At 43.7% G+C, this 14,481-nt stretch carries 16 protein-coding genes; 5 read left to right on the top strand and 11 right to left on the bottom strand.

Annotated features, from left to right (window positions below; genetic code table 11):
* Positions 1-280: 280 nt before the first annotated feature.
* Positions 281-562: a hypothetical protein gene (locus EKM76_RS10530; RefSeq protein ID WP_125550623.1), complete on the bottom strand. Its 282-nt coding sequence runs from the start codon at positions 560-562 to the stop codon at positions 281-283.
* 169 nt (positions 563-731) lie between these two features.
* Here EKM76_RS10530 and EKM76_RS10535 point away from each other — a divergent pair, with 169 nt between their 5' ends.
* Positions 732-1,004, top strand: a complete 273-nt coding sequence (locus tag EKM76_RS10535) for a type II toxin-antitoxin system RelB/DinJ family antitoxin (protein WP_164507639.1) — start codon at positions 732-734, stop codon at positions 1,002-1,004.
* Positions 1,005-1,152: 148 nt separating this feature from the next.
* Here EKM76_RS10535 and EKM76_RS13790 read toward each other — a convergent pair whose 3' ends face one another.
* The 6 genes from EKM76_RS13790 to EKM76_RS10560 all read right to left on the bottom strand — a co-directional run bounded on the left by EKM76_RS13790 (position 1,153) and on the right by EKM76_RS10560 (position 6,522).
* Positions 1,153-1,278: a hypothetical protein gene (locus EKM76_RS13790; RefSeq protein ID WP_263853688.1), complete on the bottom strand. Its 126-nt coding sequence runs from the start codon at positions 1,276-1,278 to the stop codon at positions 1,153-1,155.
* A 104-nt stretch (positions 1,279-1,382) separates the two neighbouring features.
* Complete coding sequence (locus EKM76_RS10540) at positions 1,383-2,735, bottom strand: hypothetical protein (protein ID WP_125550625.1); 1,353 nt, start codon at positions 2,733-2,735, stop codon at positions 1,383-1,385.
* Between the two features lie 207 nt (positions 2,736-2,942).
* Complete coding sequence (locus EKM76_RS10545; protein ID WP_125550626.1) at positions 2,943-3,797, bottom strand: lysophospholipid acyltransferase family protein; 855 nt, start codon at positions 3,795-3,797, stop codon at positions 2,943-2,945.
* A gap of 171 nt (positions 3,798-3,968) precedes the next feature.
* On the bottom strand, positions 3,969-4,922 hold the full coding sequence (locus EKM76_RS10550; RefSeq protein ID WP_125550627.1) for a glycosyltransferase family 8 protein: 954 nt from the start codon (positions 4,920-4,922) through the stop codon (positions 3,969-3,971).
* Positions 4,923-4,933: 11 nt separating this feature from the next.
* Entirely contained in the window at positions 4,934-5,755 is an 822-nt protein-coding gene (locus EKM76_RS10555) for a glycosyltransferase family 8 protein (RefSeq protein ID WP_125550628.1), read from the bottom strand.
* 5 nt (positions 5,756-5,760) lie between these two features.
* Positions 5,761-6,522, bottom strand: a complete 762-nt coding sequence (locus tag EKM76_RS10560; RefSeq protein WP_125550629.1) for an acyl-phosphate glycerol 3-phosphate acyltransferase — start codon at positions 6,520-6,522, stop codon at positions 5,761-5,763.
* A gap of 383 nt (positions 6,523-6,905) precedes the next feature.
* Between EKM76_RS10560 and EKM76_RS10565 the strand changes: the two genes are divergently transcribed.
* From EKM76_RS10565 to EKM76_RS10580, 4 genes are all read left to right on the top strand, one after another.
* The gene (locus tag EKM76_RS10565; RefSeq protein WP_125550630.1) at positions 6,906-7,166 is read left to right on the top strand and encodes a hypothetical protein; all 261 of its coding nucleotides are present in this window, start codon (positions 6,906-6,908) and stop codon (positions 7,164-7,166) included.
* Positions 7,167-7,313: 147 nt separating this feature from the next.
* Positions 7,314-8,678: an Nramp family divalent metal transporter gene (locus EKM76_RS10570; RefSeq protein ID WP_125550631.1), complete on the top strand. Its 1,365-nt coding sequence runs from the start codon at positions 7,314-7,316 to the stop codon at positions 8,676-8,678.
* A gap of 165 nt (positions 8,679-8,843) precedes the next feature.
* Positions 8,844-9,464: a TetR/AcrR family transcriptional regulator gene (locus EKM76_RS10575; RefSeq protein ID WP_125550632.1), complete on the top strand. Its 621-nt coding sequence runs from the start codon at positions 8,844-8,846 to the stop codon at positions 9,462-9,464.
* 20 nt (positions 9,465-9,484) lie between these two features.
* Positions 9,485-10,273, top strand: a complete 789-nt coding sequence (locus tag EKM76_RS10580) for an ElyC/SanA/YdcF family protein (protein WP_225417918.1) — start codon at positions 9,485-9,487, stop codon at positions 10,271-10,273.
* Between the two features lie 729 nt (positions 10,274-11,002).
* On the opposite strand, the gene EKM76_RS10585 is transcribed toward EKM76_RS10580, so the two are convergent.
* The 4 genes from EKM76_RS10585 to EKM76_RS10600 all read right to left on the bottom strand — a co-directional run bounded on the left by EKM76_RS10585 (position 11,003) and on the right by EKM76_RS10600 (position 14,211).
* Positions 11,003-11,482 (bottom strand): flavodoxin, encoded by a 480-nt coding sequence (locus tag EKM76_RS10585; RefSeq protein WP_125550634.1) that lies wholly within the window; start codon positions 11,480-11,482, stop codon positions 11,003-11,005.
* A gap of 210 nt (positions 11,483-11,692) precedes the next feature.
* On the bottom strand, positions 11,693-12,526 hold the full coding sequence (locus tag EKM76_RS10590; protein ID WP_125550635.1) for a hypothetical protein: 834 nt from the start codon (positions 12,524-12,526) through the stop codon (positions 11,693-11,695).
* 24 nt (positions 12,527-12,550) lie between these two features.
* The gene (locus tag EKM76_RS10595; RefSeq protein WP_125550636.1) at positions 12,551-13,147 is read right to left on the bottom strand and encodes a hypothetical protein; all 597 of its coding nucleotides are present in this window, start codon (positions 13,145-13,147) and stop codon (positions 12,551-12,553) included.
* Between the two features lie 11 nt (positions 13,148-13,158).
* Complete coding sequence (locus EKM76_RS10600; RefSeq protein ID WP_125550637.1) at positions 13,159-14,211, bottom strand: DUF4352 domain-containing protein; 1,053 nt, start codon at positions 14,209-14,211, stop codon at positions 13,159-13,161.
* Between the last annotated feature and the right edge of the window lie 270 nt (positions 14,212-14,481).

Genomic DNA, 14,481 nt, shown 5'->3' on the forward strand with positions numbered 1-14,481 from the left:
TTGATCTGGTACTTTCTAGCAATCAATACAATCCCTAACGAAGAAGTGAGATAGTCTTGAACCACCTGCAGTTTAAACTGCTTAGTATATTTAGTCATAGTAAAACCCCCGGTATTGGATTCTGGTCCAATACCGGGGGTTCACTTCATTACCCTGAATTTAAGGGCAACCTTATTTCATTACGCTTTAAAATATTGGCTCTGCCGTTGATTTAGCAGCGCCACCACATGAACTTGCTGCCCCCGCGATAAAAAATAAAGCCAAATTCAACGTTTTATTTTTAAGCTAACTGCTGAAAATCCGCCAACAACGCGTAGGTGGCTTGGTAAGCTTCGCAACCATCGGCTGGCACCGTATAATTATTGGTGACCGTCGCCAATTGCGCTAATTCTGGCGTTAAATCAGCGGCTGGATCAGTGTCAACTTTAGTCGCCATATCGACGAAAAGTTCACGGACTGTGCCTAATTCAGGATGGTGCGCACCGTGCACTTTGAGGATCTGGCTGGTGTAAAAGTTTAATTTAGGAAATTCTGTGGCGATAAAAGTTTGTTTAGTTGTCATATGGCATCCCTGCTTTCATTTGATAGCTTTAGCATACCCGAATTATTCGCAACAAAACTTGATCCCGCTTAAGTTTGACTAGAAAAAAATAAATATGAGTTCATTTCTAGTTAAGTCGTTATTTACATGCTATAATAATGACAAAGTAAAGAATAAAGGAAGCTATTTTATGCCAACAACGACTAAAAAAACTAATCTTAACGTTAAAGTTGATGCAGAATTAAAACAGGCCGCCGACTTAGCTTTCAAAGAAATGGGGATGAACACCAGTGTTGCCGTCAACATGTTTCTCAAACGCGTCGTGACGGATGGTGCTTTTCCCTTCACCCCACGCTATGATAAAGCGACCGAGACAGCAATTACGAACGTTCGCGAGCACAAAAATCTGCAATCATTCGATTCCGTCAACGCTTTATTTCAGGATCTAAACGATGAAGGTTAGCCGCATTGCTCGTACAGCGCAATAAAAATAGTTTTTTAAACAGCCAGCCAATTTAAAGTAAGCTGCATGAATGATCGATCCAAAAAAGCCGCCACCTTAACATTCAGTATTAGTTCCTGTCAAATAATAATATAAAGATTTTTGCTTCTTAAATGGTCTCATTCCAATATTCATCTGAGGTGAGACCATTTCTTTGCGCCGTACGATTGTCATGATTGAAATGCTTGATTGCTAATTCGACAAGCTTGATCAGTTCATGTTCTGTTTTTGCCAATGGGTGCCCGTTCAACGGGCTCGCATTGACGCATTGTCGTAAGATGCTTCTGAGCGTAACATACTACGAGTCACTTCAACCTGATTGTGGTAACCTCAAACTATTTAGTTAAGCTGTAAAGCCGCTTCTAATATTGGCTGTTCCTCATTGTCAGTCATTTTAACTCCAGTATCAGGAAAAATAGACTTTCGATAAATTTTGTCATTTTGAGTTAAAATGTAGATATCCATGTCCCGAACATCGCCGCCAAAAAATTTTACTGCAACAATTGCTTTAACATCAAGCGGCCGATCATTTTCATCTACAGCCCTTTTTTGTGCTGCATCAGCCACATTAGAATCCTGACGTTGAAATTTCGTGGTTAAATTTTTACTGAGAAACTCGGAAAACTCATCATTATTATTAATATGATGAGTACCATCGTCTTGATGCATACTAGCATCGAATTCGCTTGGCGTTGGTAACTCGATGCCTTCTGACTTAATCAATCCAGTATCATACTTAGTTCCGACCCGATCAGGATATTTATAGATACCTCTAATCACCTGATTAAACAAGGTAAAAGTATATTGATTTTCTAACTTAGTCTCTTCTGTTGACGGTGTTTTAATATCATATTCAGCTTCATCGGATGAATTCTTAACATTATAATGATCAGACTGCACTTTTGTAGTTAATGTCACTTGTTGACTAATCGGATCGAGCACGTAGTTACCGCTAGACACTGTCGCTCCAGTATCGCTGGCGGTTCGATCAAAAATTTCCGCATTGAATGTACCATTATCGTTAAATTGGAAGCGCATACCAATAGCCCCTTCACCCTGTGTTGTCCAACCGGTATGATCCAATTGATGCTTGGTGACTTGTGCCGCATCATACTTGGCTTTTTCGCGCAGATAATATTTGTCGTATTCAACAGCCTCATTCTTAGTTGGATACAATTTAACCTTATCGACCAATTCTAAAAGGTACGTCGCATGACTATTCATCCTTATCGTTTGATCTTCGGCTTTTGTCAAAGCGGTAGCCCCATCACCATTGACTGTACGCTGGCTTAAGGTGACAGGAGCTTTGCCGCTATTGTAATCTACATCGGAACTGAACACTTCTTCGGTAACACTAGTAATCGAAACACTAACGCGCCCCGTTTTATTATTTTGCTTCCAAGATCCTTTTTGTAAATATCTTGCCGTATAACCTTTAGTCGATATCATATCCTGCGTAAAACTACCATCAGACTTAAAAGTCAGCGAATATTGTGATCGTGGGTCTTTACTTGTATTGTGCCCAGCATGAGTACCTTTAAAACTTTTACCGGAAACACTTAAACGCTTGGTCGAAGTTTGTTCTGTTGTATTTCCATTATTTTGATTAGAATCACTGGAACCAGAATTGCGACACGAAACTAAAATTAGACTTACTAACCCTAACAACACTACGCTGATCAATTTTTTCATCTAAATGGTCCGCCTTAATTTAGTTTTATTCAACGTCATCATAACATAGTTTGTTTGTAATCCGATGCTATTAAAATAAAAATTGTAATCGCTTACTTAAATTTACAATACTTTACATAAAGAACTTTATTTAATCAATTTATTCAAGTAATCGATCCAAAAAAGCCGCCACCTTAACGTTCAGTTAAAGTGACGGCTTATTTGAATTTAACCACGCCAACCAGCAATGTCGCTGGCGGTGAAATGGTAATCCAGCGGTTGCCCGTAAGCCTGCTCGTAAGCTTGCTTTTTCTGCGCGTAATCCTGCCGCATCATAGCGATGCTGTTTTCACGGGCCGATTTACTGGCATCCGGAAAAATCGTGGGCAGCACGTGCATCCGGTAGCGCGTCTGATTAAATTCAGCGTTATCGCGCTGCGGGAGATCAATAATTTCAACAAAACAAGAGACGATCGGCACCTGAAAACGAGCGGCATAGTAATAAGCGCCGCGTTTTGGTGGCCGTGGTTTGCGGTAATTAAACCACATTTCCTGCTCCGGATAAATCAGAATAAATTGCTGTTGTGCTAATAATTGCTGGAGTTGCTGGGGAAATTCCCGACCCATATATTCCTTATCGCCGCCAATTGGTAGCGTGTCGTCGTACCTTAATAAATAACCGACTAACCCTTTCGCCAATAAATTAGTCGCCTGGCTAACTACAAATAGGCGCTTTTTACCGACCCGGCGCAAGGTTTGCCGGACCACCAGATTTTCCAACGGACTAAAATGATTGCTGGTCACGATTGCGCCATCTGCCAAGTCAGCTAAATTTTCTAACCCGCGAATTTCCGTGTGCCGATTGATCATCGTCGTTGTGCCACTGACTAGCCAGCGGGCCAACCAGTTATTGATGGCGTAGCGTGGTGACTGTCGTCGTTGCTGATAAACCGCCAGCACGCGCCGACTTTCCGCAGTCGATAAGACAGCATCATTGACCTCGACCTTGTCGTTGAATTTTTCTGTCGCAATATTGTGCTGGATATTTTGAATAACTTGTTCCTTAGCGCCACCAATAATCATTATTGTCACTCCTGTCTGGATCCTGTTTTGGCAAGTAATTTAGCGTAAACGTGTTTGAAAAAGCAGATTTCTGCGCCTAGCTACGTATGCCAAACGCCCCACTTACGTGTGCCTTATTGGCATACTAGGCTAGTGCTCAAAATCTGAACGCGTTTTCAAACACTCGCTCTTCTACAAGCTTACGGCTGTGCCTTGGTCGCGGACGCTTTTGAATGTGATCGCATCGTGAACGGTTTGTTGGGCCATCTGCATTAATTGCTGTAGCTTAGCCTCATCCTGCTGCACCGCGTTGGTCGAGTACTGCTGCTTGGTCGCTAGAATCTGCGCGTAATAAGTCGTGGTCGCCGCATACTGCCAGAAATACTGCTGATTGGCGACGTCATCATAATGCCACGGCTTAGCAAATAAATTGTAGTGGATCAACTTCGGCGCACTAGATTTATCGTTCATTTGCACATTCCAAGCCGAATCCAAGAACTTGATGCGCTGCTGGCTAATGGCATTTAAATAATCCTGATCCGGCGCCAAGCTGGCAAAATGGTACTGATTCAGCAAGCTCAGAAAATGTTCTGCAAAATGCGTCTGGCGCATCGCCTTTAAATTCATCAATAACACGCCTGAGTTAACGTATTTGTCAGCGGCAACCCCTACCGCATCCGTTGCGTAAGTCGCGGTTTTAGGATTCGCAGCAATAAATGGATCCGGCACGGCACCGATCAGTTGGTCGCCCAACTCGATTTGGTACAGCTCAGCGATATCGGCCAACACCACCGTGTCAGAATCCAAATAAATCGCCTTATCGTATTCCGGAAACATCGCGGCAATAAACAACCGGAAATAAATCGTAAAGGTAAAGTAGTCACAACGCAATTTATTATTGCGATCAGTGATCTGCTGCAATTGTTCATCGCTTAGCGGTACGAATTTCAAGCTCACTTGCGCCTGTCCTGCCGCTAAGTCACTTAACTTTGCTTGGTTAGCGGCGCTTAATTCATGGTACAAAACGATCAATTGATACTGGTTAGTTGCCGCGGTATTGGCGATCAAAGAACTTAAAGCGACGGCAATATAGGGGGCATAATGATCATCGACTGCAAAAAATACGGGGATCGTTGTTTGATCCATTGTCACTCACCTCATAGTCTAGGAATTAATTGACGATATTCGTTCAAAATATCATCATATTCATGTAATTTTAATTCACGGTGCATGCGTTCAACCTGCCATGGCTTCACTGTTAGGGTATGGATCCACGGAAAAAGCCGGAAGCTGGTGGTAAAATGCTGAAACACGGTGTTGCGTTGCAAACGCCGCTGTTCGTTAAACTGCCGCGGTGCGATCTGGCGAAACTGAACAAATTTATTTAACGCGGTTTGATCCGGCATAAACATTTTCTTCGTTTGGCACAGTTGGCGGCATTTAACGAATAATGCCGTCTGGCGGATCTTCTCTAAATTGAGCAATAAAACGCCAGAATTCAGATAATCTAATTTATCCAACTGCTGATGGAAGAACCATTTTCCATAATGATCCAGCACGCCACTCAACTCTAATTCAGCCATGTCTTGATTATAAAACCGAGTAAAGTCTTGCCGGCAAATAACATCGGTATCAAGATAAAGGATTTTAGCTGGTAATTCAGCAACTTCATCAGCGAATAGCCGCAACATACAGCCCGGCGTAAACGACGTCGCCAAATTCTGCGTCGGCATATCTTGCTTAAGCAACTCAGTCACATCAATTCGCGTGATCTGATTGCGCGGATCCTGCCGCTGCAATAGATCGGCAATGACTTGGATCGTTGCCGCCGACATTGGCTGATACTGCTTTTCTATAGTCGTGATCGTCGCCGTCAGCACATAAATATGCAGCGGCACGGTCACATTTTTCAGTAGCGATAAAATCGAGATCAATAGGCCATCCTTGACCTGGTCATCGCCACAATAAAGAATATTCATTTAATTCACCTACTTTGATATTGCACATATTCAACGTTACTAGCTTGACTACGTTTTTGCATACACGCCGTGATCTCAGCCTGCAGCTGCACCTGCTGCTGTTTTGCGCTTAAGTCAGCTTGCGGATAAAACGGGCCATCAATGTAGACCGTAGTGTGCGGCCGCTTGCGCCAGCGCCTTTTTTGATAGGTGGTGGTCATGCAAAACGAAGCTGCCTGGGCGCTGATCGGATAATGAAACGCCGCCAACGGTAACGGCCGAATCTGCGTATAATATGGCCAAACGTGCGCCTCCGGATAGATCACCACGCCCTGCCGTGACGCAATCCGCTGATAAATTACTGCCTGAAAGCGGCCCAATTGGTGCAGCGTGTTGGGGATCGGCAGCCCACCCGCATAAGGTAGCCAACTGCCCAGCAGCGGCACACCTAAATTTGCTGGACTGACTAGAAAATTCAGCGACTTATGCCGCAACAGGTTATAAGGAATAAAAACATCGCCTTGCGGGTGCGTGTGGTTACCATAAAGGAAAAAGCCGGCTGCATAAGCTTGTAATAATTGCCGGTTAACGATCGTCGGTCGTGCCCAGCAATGACAATAGAACCAACTGATCAATTTAGCTAAAAAATTAATAATAATTGCTTTAAAATAAAATAATTTACCCGACTGCGACCATGAATAGTCTGCAGCTAAAGTATAATTCTGATTTTTACTAACAACGAAATCATCGGTCAGGCTATGATAGTAGTGCACTTTCTCCTGCTGCAAAAAGCGTTCACCTCCTTCCGATCAACCAGCATTAACTAACTGAGCGCACGTGTAAAACCGACTCTTAATATAACATTTTATGTTCAAAAATCAAATAGTATTTTAAAAAAGTTAGCCATACCTAAAAATTTGACGATCACTTACGGGCTAGCTAAGCACACTAAACGCGCTTGCTTCTATATAAATCAGTACCGCTCACTTAAATTTTGACCCAACTGTCTTATTATCATGAAAAGCCTACTATAAGTCAAGTTTCAATTATTAATTTAAATTTTGGTCACCCAAAAAAATTATAACTAAGTGGTTGACTTCTTTGTTGATGGTGGTATATTAAATAAGGAATTAAGCGGGCGCTCAATTAATTAAGTTGCTGGAGGTGTCTAATGGCTAACGTTATTTTATGGACATTATTAACTTGGTTAGGCGCTAACCTACTTGGTACTTTTTACACCGATCACTTTAGCCGCTTGAAGCCGCTAGTTTGGATCAACACCGTTGTGGTGGTCGCAGAATTATTTTTACAACACGTCACTTTTATCAAAATAACCAACCCCAATTGGCTAGCCGCCAGCACCTGGCTGACCGTTGCCGTGGTGATCCTCCAGCTTTATCTGGGTTATCACCGTAAAGATGTCTCAGAATGACCGCATCTGGTCACCTGAATTTCTAGATCAATAGAGCCATGTTTTTGATGCGGGTGGTTGCGTCCATCCAAATGGCATCGCCAGTAGCATCAGAAATTTTTGGCTCAAAAATCATCCCAATTGCGGAATAGAAAAGAGGGCAATACTATGAAAGTAAATAGTGCTCAAGGAGAGAATGTATTTGTACAAAACGCAGCAAACAAGAGTTTAGATGAGATCAATGGTAGCGTGGAGGTGCCTAAGAACGCCGGCTTCTGGCGGACGTTACTGGCCTACACCGGACCAGGTATTCTGATCGCCGTTGGTTACATGGATCCTGGTAACTGGATCACATCGATCGCCGGTGGTGCCCAATTTAAGTACACCCTACTATCCGTGGTTTTAATTTCCAGTTTGATCGCCATGCTGTTACAAGCAATGACGGCTAAGCTGGGCATCGTCACTGGTAAGGATCTAGCACAATTGACCCGCGAACATACCTCAAAAGGAGTCGGCATTCTACTGTGGATCGTCGCTGAACTAGCGATCATGGCCACCGACATCGCGGAGATCATCGGTTCTGGTATCGCCCTGAAATTATTATTCAATATTCCCTTAATTGTTGGTATTTTAATCACCACTGCCGACGTGTTACTTCTATTAGTACTCATGAAGTTAGGCTTCCGCAAGATCGAAGCCATCGTCGCCACTTTGGTTGCCGTGATCGTACTGGTTTTTGCTTATGAAGTTATGCTTTCAAATCCAAGCATGGCTGGCATTATGCACGGTTACATCCCTTCCGATACGATTTTGACCAATCATTCAATGTTGTATCTCTCACTAGGGATCGTCGGCGCTACGATCATGCCCCATGATCTATATTTAGGCTCATCGATTTCACAAACGCGCAAGCTTGATCGAAGCCAGCGCAAGGATGTTGCCAAAGCGATTAAATTCTCAACAATTGATTCGAATATTCAACTGTTCATTGCTTTCATTGTTAACAGCCTACTATTGATCTTAGGCGCCGCCTTATTTTATGGCACCAACAGTTCATTAGGTCACTTCGTTGATTTGTTTAATGCCTTAGGTAACAAGCAGATCGTCGGCGCGATCGCCAGCCCAATGCTGAGTATGTTATTCGCCGTTGCCCTATTATCTTCCGGCCAAAGCTCGACGATCACCGGCACGTTATCCGGCCAGATCATTATGGAAGGGTTTATCAACCTGAAGATGCCGCTATGGGCACAACGTCTGATCACACGCCTTTTGTCAGTTGCGCCAGTATTGGCCTTCGCCATTTATTATCATGGTAACGAAGCTAAAATCGAAAACTTGCTGACCTTATCGCAAGTCTTCCTGAGTGTCGCCCTACCGTTTGCCGTCATTCCGCTGGTTATTTTCACCAGCAACAAAAAGTTAATGGGCGAATTTGCCAACAAGCCGTGGGTCAAGTACAGCGCTTGGATCGCCACCATCGTGTTGGTCGGTTTAAACGGCTACATGATTTTACAAAGTATTGGTATTATGTAGTTCTAAATAGGAGCGCGGGCCAGAAAACCTTTTGGCGCAGCTCCTATTTTCATATTCTGCAGTGAAATTAAGTTCATTGCCACCGTTTTCCGGTATAATAAGGTTATTCAATCATGACCACGTCCCCGTGCTGAGCAAGCACCACTAAAAAATGAGGTTAATCAATTGAAAAAAGACAGCTCCAAAGGTGAACAACAAAAAAATAAAATTTTAATGGTGGCGCGAGAATTATTTGCCACCAAAGGCTTTGAAGCCACCACTACCCGCGAGATCAATCGCCAAACCAATTCGGCGGAAGGCTTGCTGTATTACTACTTCCCCCACGGCAAACGCGAAATATTGGACACGATCATTTATGAAGGCATCCAATCACGGCTCCATGCGGTCGATTTTAATTTTCAAACAGTTGACTCGCTGGCGGATATCGAAACCCAGCTCGAGCGCGCTTTCAACCAAATCTGGCGGATCTTCAGCAAACAGGACAATTACTATTCATTTATGATCACGATCCGCGAACGCGCGTTGCTCTCCGATGAGCAGGTCAAATGGTTGCTGGAGCTGATTCAAAACGTTAAGCAAGTATTGATCGATTTCTTAACCGCGGCGACTAAAAAGCTACAATTGACGCAAGCCGCCATTCCGCAGCTGGTCGGCATTATCATGTCGCTATTTCAATCGATCATTTACCGCGAACTACTGATCAACAACAATCAAAAATTAACGGCCGCAATCAGCACTTCGATCAGTGGTCAGCTGCATTTGTTGGTCACTAGCGTACTGGGTTAACTAACTTAAAGGAGAAAATTATGGCTGAGCTTGCTGAACAAATCAATTCGTTAGGTCAATTTTGTGGCCGCCGCGATATAACTGAATTAAGCCAAACCGCTTTGCGCCAAGCTTATAATATTGATACTGTGGATGTTTTTGCCTTTTTTGGCGGCAGTATCGTCGCCGGTGTGGCCACATTAGCCGCCGCGATCCAAGCTAAAATTGCCCGTCATTACGTGATCGTAGGTGGCCACGGGCATACCACCGCCGCGCTGATCAAAAACGCCCGCGCCTGCTACCCGGAAATCGATTTTGATACCAGTAGCGAAGCTCAAATTTTTAACCAGATTTTACACACCCAATATGGCCTAAGCGCCGATTTTTTGGAAACTGAATCGACTAATTGTGGCAATAACATTACTAACTTATTAGCCTTGTTGACCGCCAATAATATTAACTGCCGCTCAATTATCTTATGCCAAGACGCCACCCTGCAATTAAGAATGGCCGCCACCATGGCCCAGCAAGTCACTGATTCGGTTAAGGTGATCAATTATGCGGCCTACGCCGTGTCTGTGGTCGCCAAGGATGATCAGCTTACTTTTGACCAAGCTATTCCCGGAATGTGGTCGCTTAATAAGTACGTTTCCTTGCTGCTCGGCGAGATCCAGCGCCTGACCGACGATCAAAACGGCTACGGCCCCGCTGGTAAAAACTACCTAGCCCACGTTGATGTACCCGCGTTGATCCAAACTAACGCCCACACTCTGCAGCAAAAATTTACGGTTAGAACCGCTAACCCACTTTTTGCGACTGAACTTAATTAACGAATCAAAAAAGTGCGTGTACCATAAGACGTTAAACTATAACGCTGGGCAATAAAAATAAGACTGCGACATAAGTTTACTGGCTCTTTCTAAAGCTTGAGTTAGTTAGCTTCCATTCCAGCAGGCCATGGTTGAGCATTCAATTATTGGTTGTTTAAGCAGCAAAACTAATGACAATCAGAACGAAAAAGCCGGTAAAACAGTTGAAAGACTGTTTTACCGGCTTTTTTGTGCGCATATAACTTAACTTTAAAACTACGAATCTCTAACAACTGTCGATTAATCCTAATTGAACTAGCTAAGACAATTAAACTAACTAATTAAATAGTGATCTAAAACTACCAAGGTGAAATGGAGGCGCTGGCGTATCACTGTCGCTCGTTCTTACACACACTGCTTAGCAAGTATTGAATTTAGCACATATTCGCAAAATAGAACGTGCTTCCCGTTGTCGATTGGACTATTGCCGAAGTACGGCAAGTCCAACGCGCCACTGTCGCTCGTTCTTAACGACTAAGTTCGACAAGTATCTCAATTAGTACTTATTTGCTAAACAGAACGTGGTTCCCGTTGTCGATTGAACTATGGGCAAGGACCGCCAAGTTCAAGTCGCACGCGTTCCATACGCCAGCGCCAGAATGGAACCAAACTAAATCCGTTTACGCGCCGATATGACGGCCATACTTCAGAAAGCACCGTTTTACTTATGTCACAGCCGATTATTATTTACTACAAACTTTGCCACCAAGCCCTTAATTGCTGGCTCGCCTGATCCTCATCATGTAACTGACTGTTAGTCAGCCCGCTGCCTGGGCGCACTGAGCGCGCCACCAACTGCTTAAAATCAGTCTCGTAACCACCAACCGTGCCGGCGTCAGTATAAAATGGTGCCACCACCGCAGGCAGCTGTGGATTTTGCTGCAAAAAAGTCCGTACTGGCGTCGCTACCTTGGCCGACCACACTGGCCCGCCGATTAAAATCGTGTCGTATTGCTGCAAATCTGGTAAAGCGTTATTCAATGGCGGTAACTGGCTCGTCGCTATTTGTTCAGTGGCAATATCCGCGGTGGTGTACATATCGCTGGAAAAAGTCGCTTGGTTGACGGTCAAGCCGACTAAATCAGCGCCAGTTACCGTTTGCAATAAGCGCGCCATTTTCGCGGTGGTCCCTGACCATGAATAGTACACAATTAATGTTTTGGCTGTCATTTTTCCGATCTCCTTATTGCTTGATTATTTCGAGTATAAACGGTTCCGGTAACTGGAAGGCAAGTCTTTTTTGAAAATAATTCAAAAAAGCAGCGACCAGCCAGATTGGCGGTCACCGTTTCTCCGTTACTCACTGTCTATACTCTAAACCCTAGTCTGTACTCCATAGCAAGTGTTTTATTAAATTTTCGCAAAAAAATCGCTACAAAGTTATTCCTCAGCAACTTTAGCAAGCAGCGTTATCAGCTCTTGGGCAAAGTGCTTGGCCCCCGCCACTCTGTTCGTCCATGAATATGGCGCAGCATAATCCGAAATATTCAGCTCCCCTAAGTAGCGAACATTTACCAGCGAAATGAAACTTGCCAACGCAGAAATAGTTTCCGTCCCGCTAGCACTAGCAGCACTGAGCACCGTCAAAATTTGGGCCAGTCGTGCAGCATCTTTTTCATAGCTGGCCGCTTGCAACGCTTTTTCCATATACTGCAGTTCTTTGATCAGTCTGACGTTTAAGCCGACAATCTGCCCGTGCTCTGCTTGCTTATGTACGCGTAAACGTTTGATATAATCGACCAACGCTTTACTTTTGGACGGATAATAACGGGCAGTTTGCTCGCCTACTGTATAAACCGCGTAGCCGGCCGGTGCATTGTTAACGCTCGGCGTCCCAAGCACAGCAGGATTTTGAAAAAAGCCACGACCGTCAAGCTGTTCGTTTTTGATAATTGCTCTTGCCTGTTCCACAGTCATTGTGTCACTTACCATTAAGCTTTTAGTTTGGTCGGGAAATTTACTCATCAAATAGTGGCGGATATTTTGGCTGATTCTTTGTTTATCGGCTTGGCTTAGTGCCACCTGCGCGTGCGGTGCATCCCAACGCTGGATCATGCTACTATCAAATTGGAGCTGTGGATCTCTGAAATCAAGCTCGATCGTCATTTTTCGGTTATGTTCAACATACGCTAAACAATAAAAATGTGGAATCGTGATCTTGTAATCAGCGGCTTGCAAGTTGCTTAGCCGTTTGCTGATCTGCTGAAATTTCATATTCATCGCTCCAATTCGTCAGGATTAATTTTCTTTAATTGGTTGTAAGCTCAGACTATTTTTCAATTGGTTAGGGGACTTGGGCAGCTTAACCTTGGATTTATATTGCTTTTCCGGATAATACCGTGTTTCCCCTTGCCGTTTACTATTGAGATAGATTCCTGGCCACTTAGTATGTACACCTTTATTTGCCAGATATTCCGGTATACGCTCATCATGGTCAAACACAATTTCTTGGGCAATACGCTGTTTAGCCCGTTGATTACTGGCGTAGTTGATCGTGTAATTATATGCCTGCTGCTTGGTTACATTCAGCACATACTTATTAGCTACTTTAGTGTAAGTTCCAAAAGTATAAAGTTCAGCTGGCTGCTGACCGTCCGCAGTATTATCAGCTTGATAGTCAAGTTGATCGTACATCACAAAATGTTGCTGATCGAGCAGACAAACATAAGTTAGGCCGCCATGAGTAGACGGTTTCCCGTTTGCATAAACTTGACCAATTTCAACTTGCGGCTTGATGGTATTGAGCACCGTTTTCGACTGTAAAATAAGCAAACCACCAATCACGATCGCAACTAACAATAAACCGAGCAAAAAAAGCTTTAGCTGTTTTTTCATATTTGAGCTCCTCATGGATAAGGTGCGCCAGTATAGACGTCAAAAAACTTGGCAGAATCATTAAATCGCCAGCTATCATCACCCGCAGCAACTTGCCACTTATCGCCGTGCTGAACTAGCCGGACCGGTAACCCATATTCAGGATCACTGTGGATTAATTCAGCTGTCTGAACAACACCTTCAAATTGATTAAAAGCTGCTGGTAATTTAGTAGGGACAACCTCTTTATCCTGATTCAGCGCTTTTTTGACCAGCGGATCAGTATAGCTGTGATTTTCCACGGTGGTCGTATAAAGTAAAAGTTCGACCGTGGTCGGCGAGCTATACTGGATCACCACACGTGTCTGACCGCGCTGTCGGTTCGCATTTTTCAACTGATCACTTATTTGCTCAGCTAATTTTTGATAGCTAGGTTCATGCTCATCGACAAAGTCGTAACCAATACTGATCGTTTCGCGTAAAGTAGCGGCTAATTGCTCATTATAAATTTTCTGGTTAGCCGCTAAGTCATTAGTCACGTAGGTCTGATAGTCAGGATTAGCTTGATTGAGTAACACTTCATCAATAAAAGCAGTCAGCGCCTTGACTGCCGTTTCGTTAGCATCACGATAATCGCCAGTATTGATCGTACTTGACGTTACTTCAGTCCCTTTTTTAAAATTCTGGGCCGAATATTCAAGCTGATATGGCGTTTGTTTAGTCACCGGGAAACAAATATAGCCGGTCAGCGACCCGCCAGCAGATAATTTTTGGCTGATTGTTTTAAACGTGTCGGCACCACCAGAAATGACGCTAAACGCCTGAACCGTGTCGCCGTTAGTGGCCCGTAATCTAAAGGAACGATCATCGATAGTACGTGCCTTTGCTGTCTCGTTTTTCGCAGTAACTTTTAGCGCCAAATAGCCACGACCAGCCTGTAACTGACTCGCGGCAGCGTCAATGGGACGAATATATTGACCACTCACCACAGTTAAACTGGCAGCATGTACTTGGTGCGGCTGATAAATAAACCAGCCAAACAACATTACAACGCTGCCAATCAGGATGCACCCCAGTTTTCGCATAACTTACTCCTCGTCTTGTTGTGTTTACTTTAACCTAATCGTCTAGCGCCGTTATCGTCTGACCCACATTTTTTGAAAATGGCCACTATTGCTGGATGTAAATTATTTTTATTTTATTTTGTCCGCGCGTTTTATAATCAAGTTAGCCAAATACTTTTAGCTAATTGATAAAATAAAAAACACCAAGACAAATCTCTGTTATCATTGATGTTCCTACACAAACAATGAAAGAGGTTATTGTCTTGATGCAAGAACAGAATACCACAGTCA

Origin of the sequence: Loigolactobacillus zhaoyuanensis, from assembly GCF_003946385.1 — a bacterium.
GTDB lineage: Bacteria > Bacillota > Bacilli > Lactobacillales > Lactobacillaceae > Loigolactobacillus > Loigolactobacillus zhaoyuanensis.

Bases quoted from the DNA above. Each gene is read 5' to 3' on its own strand.
- EKM76_RS10600 (WP_125550637.1), bottom strand. From the start codon at position 14,211: ATGCGAAAACTGGGGTGCATCCTGATTGGCAGCGTTGTAATGTTGTTT.
- EKM76_RS10545 (WP_125550626.1), bottom strand. From the start codon at position 3,797: ATGATTATTGGTGGCGCTAAGGAACAAGTTATTCAAAATATCCAGCAC.
- EKM76_RS10555 (WP_125550628.1), bottom strand. From the start codon at position 5,755: ATGAATATTCTTTATTGTGGCGATGACCAGGTCAAGGATGGCCTATTG.
- EKM76_RS10585 (WP_125550634.1), bottom strand. From the start codon at position 11,482: ATGACAGCCAAAACATTAATTGTGTACTATTCATGGTCAGGGACCACC.
- EKM76_RS10535 (WP_164507639.1), top strand. From the start codon at position 732: ATGCCAACAACGACTAAAAAAACTAATCTTAACGTTAAAGTTGATGCA.
- EKM76_RS10530 (WP_125550623.1), bottom strand. From the start codon at position 562: ATGACAACTAAACAAACTTTTATCGCCACAGAATTTCCTAAATTAAAC.
- EKM76_RS10540 (WP_125550625.1), bottom strand. From the start codon at position 2,735: ATGAAAAAATTGATCAGCGTAGTGTTGTTAGGGTTAGTAAGTCTAATT.
- EKM76_RS10590 (WP_125550635.1), bottom strand. From the start codon at position 12,526: ATGAAATTTCAGCAGATCAGCAAACGGCTAAGCAACTTGCAAGCCGCT.
- EKM76_RS10580 (WP_225417918.1), top strand. From the start codon at position 9,485: ATGGCTGAGCTTGCTGAACAAATCAATTCGTTAGGTCAATTTTGTGGC.
- EKM76_RS10565 (WP_125550630.1), top strand. From the start codon at position 6,906: ATGGCTAACGTTATTTTATGGACATTATTAACTTGGTTAGGCGCTAAC.
- EKM76_RS10550 (WP_125550627.1), bottom strand. From the start codon at position 4,922: ATGGATCAAACAACGATCCCCGTATTTTTTGCAGTCGATGATCATTAT.
- EKM76_RS10595 (WP_125550636.1), bottom strand. From the start codon at position 13,147: ATGAAAAAACAGCTAAAGCTTTTTTTGCTCGGTTTATTGTTAGTTGCG.
- EKM76_RS10570 (WP_125550631.1), top strand. From the start codon at position 7,314: ATGAAAGTAAATAGTGCTCAAGGAGAGAATGTATTTGTACAAAACGCA.